Annotated in this window: 15 protein-coding genes; 8 read left to right on the top strand and 7 right to left on the bottom strand. The window is 74.7% G+C overall.

Features of this window, described 5'->3' with window-relative positions; all coding sequences use genetic code 11:
• Window positions 1-6 precede the first annotated feature (6 nt).
• On the bottom strand, window positions 7-1,323 hold the full coding sequence (locus ABT158_RS42200) for a hydantoinase/oxoprolinase N-terminal domain-containing protein (RefSeq protein WP_352363506.1): 1,317 nt from the start codon (window positions 1,321-1,323) through the stop codon (window positions 7-9).
• Window positions 1,320-2,456: an S-methyl thiohydantoin desulfurase family protein gene (locus ABT158_RS42195; RefSeq protein WP_352363504.1), complete on the bottom strand. Its 1,137-nt coding sequence runs from the start codon at window positions 2,454-2,456 to the stop codon at window positions 1,320-1,322. The genes ABT158_RS42200 and ABT158_RS42195 overlap by 4 nt, the downstream gene beginning before the upstream one ends.
• Window positions 2,457-2,545: 89 nt before the next feature.
• Between ABT158_RS42195 and ABT158_RS42190 the strand changes: the two genes are divergently transcribed.
• From ABT158_RS42190 to ABT158_RS42170, 5 genes are all read left to right on the top strand, one after another.
• The gene (locus ABT158_RS42190) at window positions 2,546-3,973 is read left to right on the top strand and encodes a PucR family transcriptional regulator (protein WP_352363502.1); all 1,428 of its coding nucleotides are present in this window, start codon (window positions 2,546-2,548) and stop codon (window positions 3,971-3,973) included.
• An 87-nt stretch (window positions 3,974-4,060) separates the two neighbouring features.
• Window positions 4,061-4,990, top strand: a complete 930-nt coding sequence (locus tag ABT158_RS42185) for an alpha/beta fold hydrolase (RefSeq protein WP_352363500.1) — start codon at window positions 4,061-4,063, stop codon at window positions 4,988-4,990.
• 78 nt (window positions 4,991-5,068) lie between these two features.
• Window positions 5,069-7,099: a M14 family zinc carboxypeptidase gene (locus tag ABT158_RS42180; RefSeq protein WP_352363498.1), complete on the top strand. Its 2,031-nt coding sequence runs from the start codon at window positions 5,069-5,071 to the stop codon at window positions 7,097-7,099.
• Window positions 7,100-7,466: 367 nt separating this feature from the next.
• The gene (locus tag ABT158_RS42175) at window positions 7,467-8,024 is read left to right on the top strand and encodes a hypothetical protein (RefSeq protein WP_352363496.1); all 558 of its coding nucleotides are present in this window, start codon (window positions 7,467-7,469) and stop codon (window positions 8,022-8,024) included.
• A gap of 138 nt (window positions 8,025-8,162) precedes the next feature.
• Window positions 8,163-12,332, top strand: a complete 4,170-nt coding sequence (locus tag ABT158_RS42170; RefSeq protein ID WP_352363494.1) for an nSTAND1 domain-containing NTPase — start codon at window positions 8,163-8,165, stop codon at window positions 12,330-12,332.
• Between the two features lie 3 nt (window positions 12,333-12,335).
• Here the strand turns inward: ABT158_RS42170 and ABT158_RS42165 are convergent, their stop codons facing one another.
• Window positions 12,336-13,163 carry an SAM-dependent methyltransferase gene (locus ABT158_RS42165; protein ID WP_352363492.1) on the bottom strand — a complete coding sequence of 276 codons (828 nt, stop codon included), beginning with the start codon at window positions 13,161-13,163 and terminating at the stop codon, window positions 12,336-12,338.
• Window positions 13,164-13,295: 132 nt separating this feature from the next.
• On the opposite strand from ABT158_RS42165, the gene ABT158_RS42160 reads away from it, so the two are divergent.
• Together ABT158_RS42160 and ABT158_RS42155 are read left to right on the top strand one after the other, a co-directional pair.
• The gene (locus ABT158_RS42160; protein WP_352363490.1) at window positions 13,296-13,946 is read left to right on the top strand and encodes a nitroreductase family protein; all 651 of its coding nucleotides are present in this window, start codon (window positions 13,296-13,298) and stop codon (window positions 13,944-13,946) included.
• Window positions 13,947-14,055: 109 nt separating this feature from the next.
• Window positions 14,056-14,790: a GNAT family N-acetyltransferase gene (locus tag ABT158_RS42155; protein ID WP_352363489.1), complete on the top strand. Its 735-nt coding sequence runs from the start codon at window positions 14,056-14,058 to the stop codon at window positions 14,788-14,790.
• A 29-nt stretch (window positions 14,791-14,819) separates the two neighbouring features.
• Here the strand turns inward: ABT158_RS42155 and ABT158_RS42150 are convergent, their stop codons facing one another.
• From ABT158_RS42150 to ABT158_RS42140, 3 genes are all read right to left on the bottom strand, one after another.
• Entirely contained in the window at window positions 14,820-15,854 is a 1,035-nt protein-coding gene (locus ABT158_RS42150) for a DUF5685 family protein (RefSeq protein ID WP_352363487.1), read from the bottom strand.
• A 72-nt stretch (window positions 15,855-15,926) separates the two neighbouring features.
• Window positions 15,927-16,403 (bottom strand): hypothetical protein, encoded by a 477-nt coding sequence (locus ABT158_RS42145; protein WP_352363485.1) that lies wholly within the window; start codon window positions 16,401-16,403, stop codon window positions 15,927-15,929.
• 3 nt (window positions 16,404-16,406) lie between these two features.
• Complete coding sequence (locus tag ABT158_RS42140) at window positions 16,407-16,937, bottom strand: hypothetical protein (RefSeq protein ID WP_352363483.1); 531 nt, start codon at window positions 16,935-16,937, stop codon at window positions 16,407-16,409.
• Between the two features lie 465 nt (window positions 16,938-17,402).
• On the opposite strand from ABT158_RS42140, the gene ABT158_RS42135 reads away from it, so the two are divergent.
• Window positions 17,403-17,960, top strand: a complete 558-nt coding sequence (locus tag ABT158_RS42135) for a hypothetical protein (protein WP_352363481.1) — start codon at window positions 17,403-17,405, stop codon at window positions 17,958-17,960.
• A gap of 55 nt (window positions 17,961-18,015) precedes the next feature.
• Here the strand turns inward: ABT158_RS42135 and ABT158_RS42130 are convergent, their stop codons facing one another.
• Window positions 18,016-18,327, bottom strand: a complete 312-nt coding sequence (locus tag ABT158_RS42130; protein WP_352363479.1) for an EthD family reductase — start codon at window positions 18,325-18,327, stop codon at window positions 18,016-18,018.
• Window positions 18,328-18,335: the final 8 nt, after the last annotated feature.

The following is an 18,335-nucleotide window of genomic DNA, read 5'->3' as shown; positions in this document are numbered from 1 at the left end:
CGGCGGTCACAGGAGCGAGGGCGGCCCGGCGGCGCGGGCGCGCAGCCGGACGAACGGGCCGGGCAGGTAGGCGAGCGGGATCTCCTCCACCGCGACGACCCGCACCCGCCGCGGATCGGCCCCGGCGCGGACGGCCGCCGCCCTGGCCTCCTCGGCGACGGGTTCGAGCGCGGCCGCCAGCGCCGAGCGGTCGGGCAGGCGGACGATGCGCTCGTACTGGCCGCCGACCGGGCTGACCGCCGCGCCGATGGCACCGGCCGCCGGCCCGTGCTCGGGATGCAGCCCCTCCGGCACGGCGTGCTCACCGCCGCCCACGACCACGAGCGGCAGCAGCCCGGCGCCCGGCTGCAACCGGTCCACGGCCTCGGCCAGCTCGGTCGGGTCGACCGGCCGCGGCACCCTGATCAGCCCGGGGATGCGCAGCCCGACGGGCACGCCGCCGATGTCCGCGCCGCCCACGGCCTCCTCCGGATAGCCGCCGGCCAGCACGCCGACCCGGACGCGGGTGGCGCCCACGTCGGCCACCACCGCGTCACCGAGCCCGGTCAGGGCGCCGGCGCCGCGCAGCACGCTCGCCGGGCCGCTGCCCAGGCTCAGCCCGGGATGGCGGGCCAGGTGCTCCAGGCTCATCAGCGTGCCGTCGCCGCGGGTCACGAACACCGCCGCCCCCGGGCACAGGCCCGCCAGCGCGGTGGCCAGCCCGCCGGAGACCGCGCCCGCGAACCCCGACAGGGCGGCGTCCAGCACGGTCGCGTTCTCGCGTTCCAGCAGGCCGAGCGAGCCGAGGTCGGCCGACAGCGCGATCGGCACGCCCTCGCCCAGCTCCGCCCGGACGATCTCGGCCGCCTCGCGCTCCTGGTCGCCGTCCAGGGGCGAGAACAGGCCCGCGACGGCGACGGCCTGCGCGGTGCCGGCCACGCTCGCGGCGAAGCGGGCCACGGCGTCGCGGTCGAGGGGGGTGCGGTCCTCGCGGTCGAGGCCGCCGCCGCCGTCCACGACGGCGGTGCCGGCGTTCACCGCGGCGCGAAGGTCGGGCGGCCAGCCGGACAGCGGGCGCACCGCGGTCGCCGACACGCCCGCGATGCGCAGCACGGCCACCTTGCGCAGCCCGGACCGCCTGGTCACGGCGGTGGCGGCGCCACGCAGGCCGACGGCGACCTGGGCCGGCTCGCCGTCCATCGGCAGGCGGGCCAGCGCGGCGCGCACCCCGGCCACCGGGTCGCCGGGGATCGACGCGATCTTGACGGTGGCCAGCACCCGGCCGTCGTCGGCGACGACGGCCGCGTCGGTGTTGGTCGGCCCGACGTCCACCCCGGCCCTCACGCCCCCGCCTCCCGTCCGGCGGGCCCGGAAGCCCGGGTGGACTCGGCGGACTCGGCGGACTCGGTGGACTCGGCGGACTCGGCGGACTCGGTGGGGGAGGGGCTGAAGGCCGTGCCCGCCGGGGTTTCCGGCATCGCGGCGGCGGGCGCCTGGGGTGGGGGAGGGGCAGGAAGTCCGGTGAGACCGAACGCGGCCGGCCCGGCCAGCCGCAGCCCCTCGGGGGTGTGCCAGACCGGGTCGCAGGGGACGCGCACCACGCTGACCCGCAGCCCGTACCGGACCTGCTCGGCCTGCACGACCTCGCCCGTACGCGTGTCCAGCATCGCGATCACGTCGGGCACCACGGCCAGCGGCACGCCGTCCTCGACGACGGCCAGGAACTCGCTGCCCGCCTGGACGCGGACCAGCCGCCCCTGGTCGTACCCGAGCCCTTCGACCAGGATCGACCCGGCCGTCTCGGCGACCTTGCCGGTGACCAGCGGGTCGGGCAGCCGCGTCCCGAGACGCACGGCGCGGGTGACCGAGCCGAGCGCGGTGGCGCCGGCCACCTGGTCGCCGCGCATGATGTACTCGCTGGTCGCGACCTGGCCGCCGAACGCCTCCAGCGACGCCCGTACCAGCCGTTCCAGCCAGCCGCCGGTCACCCGGTCGACGACGACGGTCCGGCCGCGCTCGTCGCACAGCACCGCCGGGGTGGGCGCGATGCCGCGCAGCTGCATCACCGTCTGGTCCATGCGGGGGAAGGCGCGGCTCATCCCGTCGGCGTCCACCAGCGGCAGGCCGACGCGGGCCGCCCAGGCCACCGCCAGGCAGCCGTTCGCGCCGCCGATCTCGCTGGCCAGCACCGCGCCGACGGGCGCGCCGTACAGCTCCTCGATCTTGTCGCGCAGGTAGACGGGCTCGTCGGTGCCGCCGACGCGCTCGGACATGACGGCCGAGGAGCCCGCGGTGCCCACGGGCATGACCAGCAGCTCGGGGTCCAGCTCGGCGGGCTGCACGACGCGTACCGGCCCGTGGTCCTCCAGCGCCTGCAGCGCCGCGGCGCGGGCGATGGTCACGGGACCGCCGCCGCCCGAGCCCAGCACGGCGCAGCCGCGGGCGAAGGCGGGCAGCAGCCCGGTGTCGATGTCCATGCTGTCGAGGTTACGAAGCCGCAGGTCGAGGCGGATGTTCCCGCCGCACCTTTTTGCCGGGCTTCGTGTGCCGATGGCACACTGATGGCATGTTCCTGCTGGAAGAGCTGCGTCCGCTGGCCGGGCCGGCGGCGCCGGCGGCGGCCTCGGGCGTGCGCCTGGTGGAGGACCTGGGCGGGATCGCCGGCCAGCCGCCGGGGTCGGTGCTGGTCCTGACCGGCGCGGCCTCCCGGCAGGCGGCCGGCTACCGGCTCGACGTCGCGCTGCGCGACGCCGCCGCGGCGGGCGCCGTGGCGCTCGTGCTCACCGCGGAGGCCGGGCAGGCCCTTGAGGCCCTGGCGGCCGCGGTCGACCGGAGCGCCGCCGCGCTGGCCGAGCGGGGCGGGGTCGCGCTGCTGGCCGCCGCCGGCGGCGACCTGGCGGAGCTGGTGGTGGCCATGGACCGGGCCATCGCGGGCGACGCCGCCGAGGCGCTGGTCCGTACGGCGCGCGCCGCGGAAGCCGTGGCGGGGGCGGGCGGCGTCCCCGAGCGCATCGCCGAGGCGGCCGGCGCGGCTCTGGGCCGTCCCGTCCGGGCCGACGGCGGCGCGTTCACCGCCCAGCCAGGCGGGCCCGCCGGGACGCACTTCGACCGGGCCGCCGGGATCGTGCTCAGGGTCGCCGCCCTGGCCGCCGCCGCGGGACCGTCCGACGAGCTGCCGGGACGGTCCCGCGCCCAGCTCCTCACCGAGCTGCTGGTCGCCCCCGAGAACCAGGCCCAGGAGCTGGCCCCCCGCGCCAGGGCCCTCGGGCTGCCGATCGACGACTGGCACGTCGTCCTGCGCCTGGAACCCGCGAAGGACCCCGCCAAAACCCCGGACGCCGCCGCGGACGGCCCGGCCGACGGCGGCCAGGAACGCTACGCCCTGCTGGAGACCGCCGCCTCGCGGGCCGTGCGCGCGGCTCGCGAGCTGGGCGGCGCCGCCTGGAACGCCGCCCTCGCCGGCGACGCGCTGATCGTGGTCCGCAGCCAGCGGCGCGACCAGGGCAGGGCCGGCCTGCGCGAGGCCGTGCGCGACGCCGCCCGCCTGCTGGAACGGGTCCGCCCGGCGGGCGCCGAGCTGCGCTGCGGGGTCAGCACCGCCCACCAGGGCCTGGTCGGCCTGCGCACCTCCGCCTCCGAGGCCCGTACCGCCCTGCGCCGCAGCACCCTGCCGCTGGCCACCTACGACCTGGCCGGCCTCGACCGCATGCTGGAGGAGTGGTACGCCTCCGACGCCGCCCAGCACGCCGTCAGGGAGCTGCTGCAACCGATCCTCGACCTCGGCGGCGAGCGGGCCGCCCACCTCCTGGCCATCCTGCGCGCCTACCTCGACCACAACGGCTCGCCCGCCCGCGCCGCCGAGGAGCTGCACCTGCACCGCAACGCCGTCAGCAGGAACGTGCGCCGCATCGAGACCTTGCTCCAGGCCGACCTCGCCGACCCCCGGCAACGCCTGGCCCTCCAGTTGGCCTGCCGGGCGGCCTCCTCCCGCTGAAGGACGGCCCTCCGGGAGCCCGCTCCCAGCCCGCGTTCGCCCGCCAGGACGAGGTAACCCGGCGGCCGGCTCCCTAGATTCGGTGGCATGACAAGAGCGCGGCGGCTGGCCGCCTGGTGCGCGGTGCTGCTGCTGGCGGCCGCCTGCGCGGGGCTCGGCTACGAGACCGCCGCCCGGCGCGGCGACGCCACTCGCCACCCGCCCCCGGGCCGCCTGGTGAACGTCGGCGGCCACCGCCTGCACCTGCGCTGCACGGGGTCCGGCGGCCCGGTGGTGGTGCTGGAGGCTGGCCTGGCCGAGTCGAGCGCGAGCTGGGAGGTGGTCCAGCGGCGGCTGTCGGCCGGGCTGCGCGTGTGCTCCTACGACCGGGCCGGTTACGCCTGGAGCGAGGAGGGCCCCGGGCCGCGGACGGCGGGCCGGGCGGCGGGGGAGCTGCGCGCGCTGCTCGCCGCCGCGGGCGAGCCCGGCCCGTACGTCCTGGCAGGGCACTCCTACGGCGGCCAGATCGTCCGCCTGTTCGCCGCCCGGTACCCGGAGGTGACGGCGGGCCTGGTGCTGATCGACGCCACCGACGAGGAGGCGGTGGCGGCCCTGCGGGTGTCCCGGCCGCTGCTGGCCGCCCAGCTCACCGCGAACCAGGCGCTGGCCAGGATCGGCCTGCTCCGGCTGGCCGGGGATCTCCTGGTGCCCGGCGACGCCACCCCGGCGGCGCGCGCCGCCGCTCCCGTCGTCTACGGGCCGGGCAGCATGGCCGCGGCCAGGGCCGAGGCGTGGGCGTCGCTGGACAGCGCGCGGGAGGTCGCCGGGACCGCGGAGGGGCCGGGCGGGCCGCCGGTCGTGGTCGTCATCCCGTCCGGCGGGCCGCGCAGCGCCCTCGACCAGGCCCGGCGGGTGGCCGCCCGGTCCACGCGCGGGCGGGTGGTGGTGGCCGGCACCTCCGAGCACTACGTCCAGTACCGGCAGCCCGATCTGGTCGTCACGGCGATTCGGGACGTCGCCGACTCCACAGAAAGGTGAAACTGGGTCTTGCCGGTCGGGTCAAGTCGGCTTTCAATGATCGGGATACCGGTGATCCTGGAGGAGCCGATGCGTGGCTTGAGGGCGTCCGCAGTCATCCTGATGATCGTCGTCTCGACGTTCCTCGCCTCCGGGCCGTCGTCGCTGCCGGCGGTGGCGGGGCCGGCCGATCCCGAGCCGGCGTCGCTGGTCACGCTCTCCGTGCCCGACAGGGCCGCGATGGAGCGGCTGGTCGCCTCCGGCGCCGACCTGACCGAGCGGGTCCGTCCGCAGGCCGACGGCAGCGTCCAGGTGGACGCCGTGCTCACGGCCGGCAAGCTGGCCGAGCTGCGGGCGATCGGCGTGGGCCTGGCGTCCGGCACGCCGCCCGCCGCGAGGCAGGCGCCGTCCGCCACCGCCGCGCAGGACCAGATCGTCATCGAACGGGCCGTCTGGTACAAGTCCCGCGACGGGTACTTCCTGTCGGTCGAGGCCAGCAGCAGCGCGGGCGAGACCGCCGCCCTCACCGCCACCTGGACGGGCCGCCGCGGCGCCACCGGCCAGGTCGCGATGGTCCCGTACGTCGACGCCGGCGCCTACCTGGGCCACCAGTTCAGCACCCCCGCCCCGGTGCCGGCCGAGCCGCAGCGCGTCACGGTCACCTCGGCGACCGGCGGCACGGCCGAGGCCCGCGTCCGGGAATGGCCCGACGGAGAGCGCCCCGACCACCGGGCGCCCGGCTACCAGAAGGACTTCGTCACCCAGTACATGCCACCCGCCCAGCTCAACGAGCGCATCCAGGCGCTGCACCGGCGGTACCCGTCGCTCACCGACGTCATCCCGCTGCCCAACCTCACCAACGGCTACCGCCGCCGCGCCCAGGCGCTGATCGGCACGCCGCCCGGCGCCGCGATCGTGGTCACCTCCGACGCCTACGGCTCCGAGGGCGGCAACGACCTGTCCGTCGAGCTGGCCGCCCCGGGCGCGCCGGACCGGCCGCTCCAGGTGGGCGTGGCCGGCAAGCAGGTCACGGTGAGCCTGGCCACCGACGGCTCCGGCACGCCGGTCAGCACCGCCGCCCAGGTCGTCGCCGCGATCAACGCCGCGCCGGGCACCGGGCTGAAGGCCGCCGCCTACCGCACCGACCCCGGCGCCGGCGTCATGGCCGCGGCCCCCGCCACCCGGCTCACCGACTCGCTCAAGGCGCCCGCCGACGTCTCCCGCAAGCCCATGCGGGTGCTGGCGCTGCGCGTCGGCGTCCACCGTGACGGCTCGCGCACCGGCGTGCTGGCCTACGCCCAGGAGCACGCCAGGGAATGGGTGGCGCCGCTGGTCACCGTCGAGGCCGCCGAGCGGCTGCTGCGCAACTACGCCCACGACGCCGCCACCCGCAGGCTGCTGCAGCGCACCGACATCTTCATCGTCCCCACCGTCAACCCCGACGGCGCGAACTACAGCTTCTACGACTTCAACGGCCAGCGGAAGAACATGACCAACCACTGCCCGGCCGCCCAGTCCGACCCGGCGCAGCGCAACACCTGGGGCGTGGACGTCAACCGCAACTACGCCGTCGGCTCCCTGTCCGACGGCTACTTCGGCGCCTCGGCCAACTGCCAGAGCGGCACGTACGCCGGTCCGGCCGAGCACTCGGAGCCGGAGAGCCGCAACGTGATGTGGCTGGCCGAGACGTACCGCAACATCCGGTTCGCCATGAACGTGCACAGCTACGGCGGCTACTTCATGTGGCCGCCCGGGGCGTACAAGCTGGACGGCCGCGTGGCGCTGCCCAGGCCGAACGCCCAGGAGGAGGCGTACTTCATGCGCTCGGCCCGCACGATCGAGCAGGCCATCGCCGCCGAGCGCGGCACGGTCATCTGGCCCCAGCAGACCGGGCCGGTGACCGACGTGCTCTACTCGGCGGCCGGCAACTCCGCCGACGAGCTCTGGTACGACCACGGCGTCTACGGCTGGGACTTCGAGGTCGGCGCCGACCTGTGGAACCCGACCGCGCGGACGTGGGAGGGCGTGGGCTTCCAGCCGCCGTTCGAGGAGGGGCACGCCGAGGCGATGGAGTTCGCCGCGGGCCTGATCTCGCTGGTGGGGGTGGCGGCCGACTACCGGAGGCCGTGACCGCCCGCGCAGGCTCATGCCCAGGTCATGGCGTTCGCGGGGGCCGGGAATGCCCGCGCGTTGCCCGGGGTTTACATACGGACACCCCGCGACAGTGACCTGGGCTTTTGCCCATGTTGGGGTCGCTTGCCTGGGGTTTACGGTACAGCGGTAGATCTTTGCCCGTTTTGGGGTGTTTGGTTTGCGTTTGTCCGTTTCTTGGGTTAGCGTTGTACCTATTGGCGGGTGAGTGACCCATCTGGGTCCGCCCCCATTGCGCTCCACGTAGCGACCGATGGCGTTTGTGCCCGGCTACGGCGTTCATGTCTTGTCTGAGTCAAGCGAGCGCATGCCCCCCTGATGATCGATGTCACCAAGGAGACTGCTGATGACTGCTCGCCTGCGTTCTTTCGCCATGCTTTCCGCCGCTGCTCTGTCGGCGCTGACGATCGGTGCCGCCGCCCATCCCGCGCACGCTGATGCGGATGTGAACGGTCAGGGTGTGCTGGCCGGTTCGACGACCGCCTCGTACTTCTGGGACGACTCCTCGGGTCGCGCCGGTGACACGGGTCTGCCGGCTGCCGGCAAGCCGATGCAGAAGGGTCTGGCGGCTTCGCCGTCGTGGCCGCTGATGACCGAGGGTTACGTGGTCTATCAGGGTAAGAAGCTGCCGTTCTTCGTGGGTGACCGTGGTCCTGGTGACCCCTCCAGTCGTGGGGTGATGCTGGACCTGGACGCCAAGACGTTCGCGGAGCTGACCGGTGGCCGCTTCAACCCGGACACGCTGGGTGTGGACGGTGTGAAGGGCGAGGGCCACATCAAGATCCAGTACGTGGTCACCAAGTGGGGCGACGGCGTGGGCAGGAAGGCCGCTCCGGTGGCGTTCGAGACGGGTGCCTGGCGTCAGCAGGACACCGGCACGGTCCCGGTGTCGGTCAAGAAGTAACACACGCGGCACATAGAGGAGGGCGTTCCCTGCGGGGGACGCCCTTCTCGCATGTCAAGGAACGGCAAACGCCGCCCCGCCCACCCGCCATACTGGTTCGTCTGAACACTTGGAGTGACGAGGTGGTGACCACTAGTGATGGAGACGGGGCCCGACGAGGCGCTGAACCTCGCCGTCCTGCGCGTGCGCGGCCCCGAGGGGGCCGTGGCGGGCGCGGGCTTCCTCATCGCGCCCGACCGCGCCCTCACCTGCGCGCACGTCGTCTCCGGCGCCCTGGGCCACGCCGACGGCCCGCCCCCGCCGGACGCCTGGGTCACCGTCGAGCTGCCCTTCGCCGGCGACCACGCGCCCGTGCGCGCCCACGTCGAGCACTGGGTCCACACCGCCGCCGACGGCTCGGGCGACATCGCCGTCCTGCGCCTGGACGCCGCGCCCCCGGGCGGACGCCCGCTGCGCATGGCCGAGCCGCGCAGCCTGTGGGGTCACCGGGTCGTCGTGGCCGGGTTCCCGCCCGGCCTGCGGGGCGGCGGCTGGCACACCGGCCGGCTGCTCGGCGGCACCCAGCAGGGCTGGCTCCAGTGCGCCCCCGACGACCCCCGCGGCGTGCCGATCGAGAGCGGCTTCAGCGGCAGCCCCGTCTGGGACGTCGAGCTCGGCGACGTCGTCGGCATGGTGGTCGCGGCCCAGCCCGGCGGGCCCCGCCAGGCGTTCGTGATCCCCACCCGGTCGCTCACCCGCGCCGTCCCCGCCCTGGCCGCGACCGTACGGCCGGCCTCGCCGTTCCGCGGGCTGTCGGCCTTCCGCGAGGGCGACGCCGCCGTCTTCTTCGGCCGCGACGTGGAGACCGCCCGGATCGCCCGCCTCCTCCAGTCCCACCCCGAGGTCACGCTCACCGGCCCGTCCGGCTGCGGCAAGTCCTCGCTGGCGCTGGCCGGGGTCGTGCCCGCCATGCGCCGCCAGGGCTGCCAGGTGGTCGTCCTGCGGCCGTCGGCCGTGCGGTCCTGGCCCGGCGCGCTCGCCGCCGAACTGGCCGCCCTGTCGCACCCGGGCCTGACCGGGGCCGACGCGCTGGCCAGGGCCGACGCGCTGCGCGAGCCGCTGCGGAACGGCCGGCTGCCCGACGTCGTCGCCCAGGTCCTGCGCGACACCGGCGCGACCGGCCTGCTGCTCGTCGTCGACCAGGCCGAGGAACTGCTGGTCGGCGACCCCGAGCAGGCCGACGACGCGGCCGGGGTGCTGGCCGCGGCCCGCGCCTGCCCGGCCGTGCGGGTGCTGTTCACGCTGCGCGCCGACTTCCTGCCCGCCGCCCTGTCCCACCCCGCGCTCGGCGGCGCGCTCGGCCGCGAGACCTACGGGCTCACCCCCATGACCCGCGACCAGCTCCGGCAGGCCGTCGAGGCGCCGCTGGACGCCGTCCCCGCCGTGACGTACGACCCCGGCCTGGTCGACCGCATCCTGGGCGACGCCGGGGGCGCGCCCGGCGCCCTGCCGCTGATCGGCTTCCTGCTGGACCGCCTCTGGCACGAGCAGGAGGGCGGCCGCATCACGCACACCTCCTACGAGGCGTGCCGCGGCGTGCGCGGGGCCCTGGGCGCGCAGGCCGAGCAGGTCTGGGCGGCGTGCGTGCCCGAGGAGGACACCGCGGCCGGGCAGGAACTGCTGTCCCGGCTCGTCCGGGTCGCCGCCGGGGCGCACGCGCCGCTGCGCCGCCGGGTCACCCGCGAGGAGGCGGGGGAGCAGCGCTGGCGGACGGCCGGCCGGCTGGCCGCCGGGCGGCTGCTCGTCATGGACACCGGCGCGGACGGCCGCCAGACCGTCGAACTCGCCCACGAGGCGCTGATCACCGAATGGCCGCGGCTGGCCGGGATCGTCGCCGCCGACCTGAAGTTCCTCGAATGGCGCGACCTGCTCCACCAGGACATGGGCCGCTGGCGGCAGGCCGGGCGCGCCCCCGACCGGCTCCCCGGCCCGCCCGAGCTGGCCGCCGCCGCCCGCTGGCTCGCCGAACGGCCCGGCGACCTGACCGAGGACGAGCACGACTACCTGCGCCAGGGCCGCCGCCGTCAGCAACGCCGCACGCTGCGCCGCCGAGGCGCGATCACCGGCGCGGGGGTGGCGCTGCTGACGGTCCTCTCGCTGGTCGCCTGGACGCTCTACCAGGGCCGGATCGGCGAGCTGCGGGCCGCCGAGTCCCGCTCCCGCGCCCTGGCGGGCGCCTCGGCCGACCTGGCCGAACGCGACCCCGAGCTGTCGTCGCTGCTGGCCGTCGGCGCCTACCGCGCGGCCCCCACCCAGGAGGCCAGGGCCCAGCTCCTGCAGCGCTACGTCGAACACCGGTACACCAAGGGCGTGGCCACGGGCGCGCTCGGCTCGATCACCGCCGCCGACGCCAGCGACGACGCCCGCGTCCTGCTGGCCACCACCACCTCCGCCTCCGGCCGCGCCACGCTGTTCACCCGCGGCCCCGACGGCCGCTACCGGCCCGCCCACCTGCTCGACCGCGGCGGCACCAGCCGGCCCGCCGTCTCCGCCGACGGCGGCCTGATCGCCTACGCCCTCGACGACGGCGGCATGGTCTGGCACCGCGTCGACCCGCGCGACGGCGAGCTGCTCGACCAGGGCCACGTCCTGGCCCGCCAGGACCGGCCGGCCCCGGCCGGCGAGCCCGCCGCCGCCGAACCCGTCGCCGACGTCCGCGCGGACGGCGACGACGGCTGGATCGTCACCGCGGGCCCGAAGAAGCTCGTGCTCCAGTCGCTCGGCGCCACCGGCACCGCCCGCACCTGGGTGTACGACCTGCCCGCCGACCTGGTCCGGTTCGGCCCCGACGCCACCACCCTGGTCGTCCGGGAGAAGGGCGTGGCCAAGGTGTACAGCAGCAAGGGCAGCCCGGTGTGGCGGCAGCTGACCATCCGCGAGCTCGGCCCGGCCGACGGCCTGGCCGTCTCCGGCGACGGCGCCACCGCCGTGACCTGCCGGACCAGCGACGACGGGCGCGCCGCCACGTACACCGGGTTCGCGGTGCGCGACGGCGAGCGGCTGGGCGGCTTCCAGGCCGGACGCCCGTGCGGCCCGTTCGTCGTCGACCGGGAGGGAAGGCGCGTGGCCGAGCAGGGGGCCGCCGGCTGGGAGCTGGCCGACCTGGCCGGCGGCCGCATCCTGTCGCGCGCCTGGATCGACGCCCAGACCGGTGCCGCCCCCGTCGCGCTGGTGGGCGCGCCCGGCGCGCAGGAGCTGCTCACCAGGTCGCCCGACACCCTGGTGCTGACCGCGCTGCGCGACGGCGAGCAGCTCATCGGCAACCCGGCGCTGCTCCAGGGCGGCACCCGGATGGTCGCCCAGGCCGACGGCGGCGCCCGGCTGCGCCTCATGGAGACCGGCGATCCGCAGCGCACCCTGGCCGACGTCTCCCGCGCCAAGAGCCCGAAGGGCCTCGACGCCGACGGCGACCCCGTCGCGGACGAGTCGGGACGCCTGCTCGCCGACGCCGTCGCCCCCGCCAAGGTGGCCGTCCGCGCGCTGCCCTCGCTGTCCCCCCTCGCCGAGGTCACCACCGCCCGGCCGCCCGAGGGCACGCACCTGACCTACTTCTTCAAGGACGGCGACCTGTTCACCTTCGCCGGCCGCCGTCTGGAGCGCTGGGAGCCGGCCACCGGCCGCCGCAAGAGCGCCTTCGACGTCGCCGGCCCCGGCGCGGTCGTCACGGAGGTGCAGGTCAGCCCGTGGAACGACGGCCACCTGATGGTCGCCGTGCAGGGCGCCGACCACCTGCGCACGATCGACCTGCGGACCGGCGAGGAGGTCAAGGACCGGCGGCTGACCGTGGGCGCCGACGTCGTCAGCGGGTTCGTCTTCGACCGCACGGGCACCCACCTGCTGCTGTTCCGCAGCGGCATGCTGCCCGAGGTGTGGCTGACCCACCCGCTCAGGAAGGTGCTCGGCCCGCTGCGCTCGTCCGGCGAGAACATTCGCGGCGGCGAGCGCATGACCTCGATGATGCCGGAGAACGCGGGCCGGCTGTTCCTGTTCCGCGAGCGGGAGATCAGCGTCTTCGGGCTCGGCGAGACCGGAGTGTCCTACGAGGAGGGGTACACCTTCCGCCAGGCCCAGGACTTCCTCGACATCTCGCCCGACGGCTCGCTGCTGCTGCGCCTCAAGGGCGGCGACGGCGCCACCGGCTACTCCACCGACCTGCTCCGGCTCGACCCCGGCACCTGGCGGACGCGGCTGTGCGAGGTGTTCGGCCGCCGTCTCACGCCCGGCGACCGGCAGCAGGTGCCGATCGACCTCCCGGACGCGGTCTGCTGACCGTCACGGCTTGCGCCCGACCCCGCCCAGGAAGGTGTGGTACGTGATGCCCAGGTCCGGCCGGTAACCCGGCTCCGGCCGCCACTCGGCCAGCGGCACCAGGCCCGGCTCCAGCAGCTCCAGGCCGTCGAAGAAGCCGAGGATCTCCTCGCGGGTGCGCCACCGCCCGGTGCCCATGGTGTCGTTGAACAGCCGTTCGGCCTCGAACGCCTGCCGCGACACCTCCGGACGTTCCTCCATCGGGTTGTGGAAGTGGGAGACGGCGACGTGGCTGCCGGGCGCGAGCCGTCCGACCAGGCGCGCGGCGATCCCGGCCGGGTCCTCCTCATCCGACAGGTGGTGCAGGATCCCGAACAGCAGCAGGCCCACCGGCTCGTCGAGGTCGAGCAGCTGCCTGGTCTCGGGATGATCGAGGACGTCGTCGGGGCGGCGGACGTCGGCCTCGATGACGGTGGTGCTGTCGTCGACGGCCAGCAGGGCCCGGCCGTGGACCAGCACGATCGGATCGTGGTCGACGTAGACCACCCGGCAGCCAGGGGCGGCCGCCCGGGCGATCTCGTGCACGTTGCCCTGCGTGGGCAGCCCCGACCCGATGTCCAGGAACTGGCGGATACCGGCCTCGACGACCAGGTCGCGGACGACGCGCGCCAGGAAGTCCCGGTTCGACCGGGCCGCCTGCGGGGCGTCCGGGGCGATCCGGAGCGCCATCTGGGCCACCTCGCGGTCGATCTCGAAGTTGTCCTTGCCGCCGAGCATGTAGTCGTAGACCCGGGCGACGCTGGGCTTGGTGGTGTCCACGTCGAGGGCGGGCGCGTCCTGCTCGTCGGCCACGGTCGGCTCCTTCGGTTGCGTCGGGCGAGTCCGGCTGGCGTGATCATACGTCCAGGGGCGCGGAAAAATCAGGTCCGGGCCGGGCCGTACGGGCTACGGGATTCCGGCGGCCCGCGTTGACATGATGAGCCCATGACGATCGAACCACTGGCCCCGGACACCCTGCTCACCACCACCCGCAGCGTGCGCAGGCGCCTCGACCTGTCCCGCCCGGTCCCGGCGGAGCTGGTCCGCCAGAGCCTGGAGGTCGCGCTCCAGGCGCCCAGCGGCGGCAACCGGCAGGGATGGCACTGGATCGTGGTCACCGACCCCGAGCGGCGCAAGGTGATCGGCGACTACTACCGGCGATCGTGGAACAGCTATTACACCTCCGACGGTTCGGCCCGCTCGATGTTCCGGGACGACCCGGCGCGCGCGGCCGTCCAGGAGCGCGTCAGCGGCAGCGCCGCCTACCTGGCCGAGCACATGGGCGACGTCCCGGTGCTGGTGATCGGCGCGATCGAGCTGCCCGGCGGCCGCCTGCCCGAGGGCAACCAGGCCGGGCTGTGGGGCTCGCTGCTGCCCGCCGCGTGGAGCTACATGCTCGCCGCCCGCGCCCGCGGCCTGGGCACCGCGTGGACCACCCTGCACCTGGAGTACGAGAGCGAGATCGCCGAGCTGCTCGGCATCCCGCCCGAGGTGCGCCAGGGCGTGCTGCTGCCCACCGCCTACTTCACGGGGGAGAGCTTCCGGCCCGCCGCGCGGCAGCCGCTGGACGAGGTGCTGCATCTCGACCGCTGGTGACCCGGCGCCCCTCCGGGGACGCCCGGAAAACCGCTTGTCCGGCGGTGGGCGCGGCCCTACCTTGTGACGGTCACGTTTACCGAGAGGACTTCACTTGCTGGGCGCCCGCGTGCACGCATACCTTCGAGCGGCGGCCGGAAGCCGGGCACACCGGGCCGGGCCGTTCCTGATCCGCTTCGACGAGCACGACGACGCGCCGCCGTTCAACTACGCCGTCCCCGACGACGACCTCGCGCCCACCGGCGAGCAGGTGGCCGCGCTGGCCGCCGCCTTCCGCGAGCGGGGCAGGACACCCCGGCTGGAGTACGTGCCCCAGGTCGCGCCCAAGGTGGAGGAGGCGCTGATGGCCGCCGGGTTCGCCGTCGAAGGGCGCTTCCCGCTGCTGGTGTGCCCGGCCGGGTCGCTTGCCGAGCCGCCCGCCGACGCCGCCGTACGCCTCGCGCTGGTGACCGACGACCCGGGCCTGTGGCAGGTCGCGCGGGTGATGAACGCGGCCTTCGACGCGCCCGAGGCCGACGAGCACGACGTCGCGCGGCTGCGCGGCGTGCTCGGCCGCGGCGGCCTGGTGGCCGCGGCCACCGACGTCGCCACCGGCGAGGTCGTCGGCGCCGGGCAGCTCGGCGGCCCCCAGGAGGGCGTGGCCGAGGTCGCCGGCATCGCCGTGCGCGACACGCACCGGCGGCGCGGCATCGGCGGAGCCGTCACCGCCCTGCTGACCAGGGCCGGCGTCGACGCCGGCGTCACCATGCCGTTCCTCACCCCGGCCGACGACGCCGCGGGCCGCGTCTACGCCCGCGTCGGCTACCACAAGGCGGGCGAGGTCCTGCACATCTCGGCCCCCTGACCCTCCCGCCGGCTCCCCGGCCGGCCGGGTCAGCCGCAGTCGCAGCAGCCGCTGCAGTCGGGGCAGTCGCAGCCGCTGCAGTTGTCCAGGTAGCAGCGCTCGCAGCAGGGCCGTCCCGCCTTCTTGCTCCACCTCGGCCGCCAGACCCCGCAGGTCAGGAACGTCGCCACCCCCGCCGCCGACCTGCGGATCCAGCCGGGACGCCGGTATGAGGCCGCGCCGAACGCGCGCTCGACCGCCCGGCGCACCTCGGCCCCGAGCAGCCGCTCCACCAGGTGCCGCTCGTCCAGCTCCAGGTCGGCCACGGCGAGGGCGAGCCCGTGGGCGGCGTCGTCGCACAGCTGCCGCGCCCGCTCGCGGCCGGTGCCGGTGGCGGTCAGCGGGTTGAACGCGCCCCGCTCGTCGTCGGCCGCCTGGTCCTCGACGGCGTCCAGGAGGTGCGCGATGCGGCCGAAGAACCGGCCGGCCTCGGCCAGCGCCGCCGCGTTGCCCGGCCGTCCGGCCAGCACCGCGGTGTGGGCGAAGGCCGCCGCCACCGCCTCCTCGGCGGGCGCCGTGAGGTCGAGCAGGTCCGTCGGCGCGGTGCGGGCCCGGCGCTCGCATTCGAGCTGCCGGTCGACCGTCGCCGACAACACGGCGGTGTCGAAGCCGACGCCGGACGCCAGCCTGGCGCCGCCCGCCGCCCAGCGGGCCGCGAGCAGGCGGCGGGCCGGAGCCGTGGCCGGGGCGGCGTCCCCGTCGGCCACCTGGTCGCGCAGCCTGCCCGCGGCCAGGACGAGCGACACCCCCGCCGCCAGCCGGGCGCCGCGACCGCGGGCGTCCACCACGTCGGCGGAGCGGAACCCGCGCAACGCGCACGGCCCGGCCGTCCGGTGCGACACGGCGGCCGGGAGCTGGGCCTCGGTCAGCACCGACAGGATCAGCGTGTCGTAGTTGGTGGTCAGCCGGGCGGCGTGCCCCTGCCCGTCCCGCAGTGTCAGGCAGAGCCCGCACAGGTGCGCCCGCCACGCCGCGCGTACCGCCGCGCACCCGTGCTCACCGCACGGACGGATGATCCCGAACACACGAACCTCACAAGATCCGGAAAATGCTGGAGGAATCGTACGGGCGATCGCCCGTACGCGGCACCGCGGGGTTCAGGCGCGGGGTTCTGGCGCGGGTTCTGGCGCGGGTTCTGGCGCCGGTACTGGCACAGGGCGGCGCGCACGTCTGGCCGCCACCGTCAGCACGGCCGCCCCGGCCAGCGTGAGCAGCGCGGTGAACAGCCACTCGTCCGAGCCCTCCGGCCCGTAGACGCGGGTCAGGCGGCCCGTGTCCACGGCCGCGGTGGCCTGCCCCGCCGCCAGGGTGCCGCGGTCGCTGCCGTACAGCTCGACGTCGCGCCGCCGGATCCGTCCGTCGCCGGAGGTGAACTCCCCGGCCCAGACGCAGGACTCGTGCCCGGGATGCCGCACGCATCGCAGCTCCCGGGCGGTGAACGCGCCGCTCACCCCGTCGGCGCGGGCGGCCCGTACGACGGGGCCGAACTCCGGCACGGACACCAACAGCAGCAACAGCCCCACCGCGGCCAGCACCACCGTGAACCCGCCCGGACGTCGTCTGGTGACCGCCATGAGTTAGTGCGCCACCGCGCAGGTGCAGGCGGGCCCGCCGTGCTCGGCGGCCCGGCGGTGGAGCAGCATCGCCACCACCATCGGCGCGAAGACGACCGCGTTGTAGAACAGGTGCAGCTCCATCCGGGGCAGGAAGATCTGCAGGACGCTGGTCGGGACCGGCCGGCCGAGCAGGTACAGCCCGCTGATCTTCTGCACCAGCAGCAGCAGGTGCTCCATGTGGTGCCAGACCTGGATGCCCAGGGAGATGTTCCACCACGTGCGCGAACGGCCGGCGAACCCCTTGCGGAGCAGGACCAGGCCCACGAGCATGAGCAGCGCGTACCCGTAGTGCATCCACTCCGAGGTCACCAGCCACGGGAACGGCAGGCCGAGCACCCCGCGGGCCTCGCTCAGCGGCCACCCCCAGACGTAGACCTGCACGGCCTGCACCAGATGCTCGGCCCAGTGGGCCACCACGATGAGCATGAAGCCCGTGAGTGCCGCCTTGTGGTGCCGTCCGTTGAGCGTGGACGCGCTGATCGTCGTCGCCATTCCTCACCTCGTGTCTGTCGCGCTGACGCCGGCGATGATGATCTCGGACGACACTGGGAACGGGCTTGCATCCTCTTTGCAATTGGCTGGGAGCCTGAAGGGAGGGGATCGAACGGGGACGAAGGCGCAGGTCATGGGGGGAATGCCGGGAGCTTGCCAGTGGTTTACATACGCATACCCCGAGGGCTTTGGCCGTGATTGAGGCTGTTTGCACGGGGTTTACGGTTCAGAGGTAGATCTTTGCCCGTTTTGGGGTGTTTGATTTGCGTTTGTCCGTTTCTTGGGTTAGTGTTGTATCTATCCAGCCGGTGGAACCACATCACGTCTTCGTGGAACCACCCGCACAGTAAATTGCGCTCCACGTAGCGACCGATGGCGTTTGTGCCCGGCTACGGCGTTCATGTCTTGTCTGAGTCAAGCGAGCGCATGCCCCCCTGATGATCGATGTCACCAAGGAGACTGCTGATGACTGCTCGCCTGCGTTCTTTCGCCATGCTTTCGGCCGCTGCTCTGTCGGCGCTGACGATCGGTGCCGCCGCCCATCCGGCGAGCGCTGAGGTGGATGTGAACGGTCAGGGTGTGCTGGCCGGTTCGACGACCGCTTCGTACTTCTGGGACGACTCCTCGGGTCGTGCGGGTGACACGGGTCTGCCGGCTGCGGGTAAGCCGATGCAGAAGGGTCTGGCGGCTTCGCCGTCGTGGCCGCTGATGACCGAGGGTTACGTGGTCTATCAGGGTAAGAAGCTGCCGTTCTTCGTGGGTGACCGTGGTCCTGGTGACCCCTCCAGTCGTGGGGTGATGCTGGACCTGGACGCCAAGACGTTCGCGGAGCTGACCGGTGGCCGCTTCAACCCGGACACGCTGGGTGTGGACGGGGTGAAGGGCGAGGGTCACATCAAGATCCAGTACGTGGTCACCAAGTGGGGCGACGGCGTGGGCAGGAAGGCCGCTCCGGTGGCGTTCGAGACGGGCGCCTGGCGTCAGCAGGACACCGGCACGGTCCCGGTGTCGGTCAAGAAGTAACACACGCGGCACATAGAGAAGGGCGTTCCCTGCGGGGGACGCCCTTCTCGCATGTTCAGAGCACCGAACCCGACGGCCCGGTCGTCATCGTGACCCCCGACCCGGCGAACTCGCCCACGTCGGCGACCGCCGCCTGCCCCTCCTCGCTGCTCATCGCCGCAAGGAACGCCTGCTCGTCGTCCCAGGTCAGCACCGCGACCAGGTGGTAGGCGGGCCGCTGGCCGCCGCCGGCCACCGGCCGCTGGACGGTGTAGCCCCGCAGGCCCGGAAGCTTGGCCGCCAGGGGCGCGTGGATCTCGTCGTAGTGCCGGTCGAAGGCCGCGACGTCCTCGGGGTGGTGGTAGAGAACGATGAGCTGGAATGCCATGGTCCGCC

Source organism: Nonomuraea sp. NPDC001636, from assembly GCF_040298265.1.
GTDB lineage: Bacteria > Actinomycetota > Actinomycetes > Streptosporangiales > Streptosporangiaceae > Nonomuraea.
Note: the sequence above shows the minus strand (reverse complement) of the source record. Positions and strands in the feature narration are given on the sequence as shown.

Coding starts and splice junctions, on each gene's coding strand:
- ABT158_RS42195 (WP_352363504.1), bottom strand. CDS start 2,456: ATGGACATCGACACCGGGCTGCTGCCCGCCTTCGCCCGCGGCTGCGCC.
- ABT158_RS42190 (WP_352363502.1), top strand. CDS start 2,546: ATGTTCCTGCTGGAAGAGCTGCGTCCGCTGGCCGGGCCGGCGGCGCCG.
- ABT158_RS42185 (WP_352363500.1), top strand. CDS start 4,061: ATGACAAGAGCGCGGCGGCTGGCCGCCTGGTGCGCGGTGCTGCTGCTG.
- ABT158_RS42175 (WP_352363496.1), top strand. CDS start 7,467: ATGACTGCTCGCCTGCGTTCTTTCGCCATGCTTTCCGCCGCTGCTCTG.
- ABT158_RS42170 (WP_352363494.1), top strand. CDS start 8,163: ATGGAGACGGGGCCCGACGAGGCGCTGAACCTCGCCGTCCTGCGCGTG.
- ABT158_RS42160 (WP_352363490.1), top strand. CDS start 13,296: ATGACGATCGAACCACTGGCCCCGGACACCCTGCTCACCACCACCCGC.
- ABT158_RS42145 (WP_352363485.1), bottom strand. CDS start 16,403: ATGGCGGTCACCAGACGACGTCCGGGCGGGTTCACGGTGGTGCTGGCC.
- ABT158_RS42140 (WP_352363483.1), bottom strand. CDS start 16,937: ATGGCGACGACGATCAGCGCGTCCACGCTCAACGGACGGCACCACAAG.
- ABT158_RS42135 (WP_352363481.1), top strand. CDS start 17,403: ATGACTGCTCGCCTGCGTTCTTTCGCCATGCTTTCGGCCGCTGCTCTG.
- ABT158_RS42130 (WP_352363479.1), bottom strand. CDS start 18,327: ATGGCATTCCAGCTCATCGTTCTCTACCACCACCCCGAGGACGTCGCG.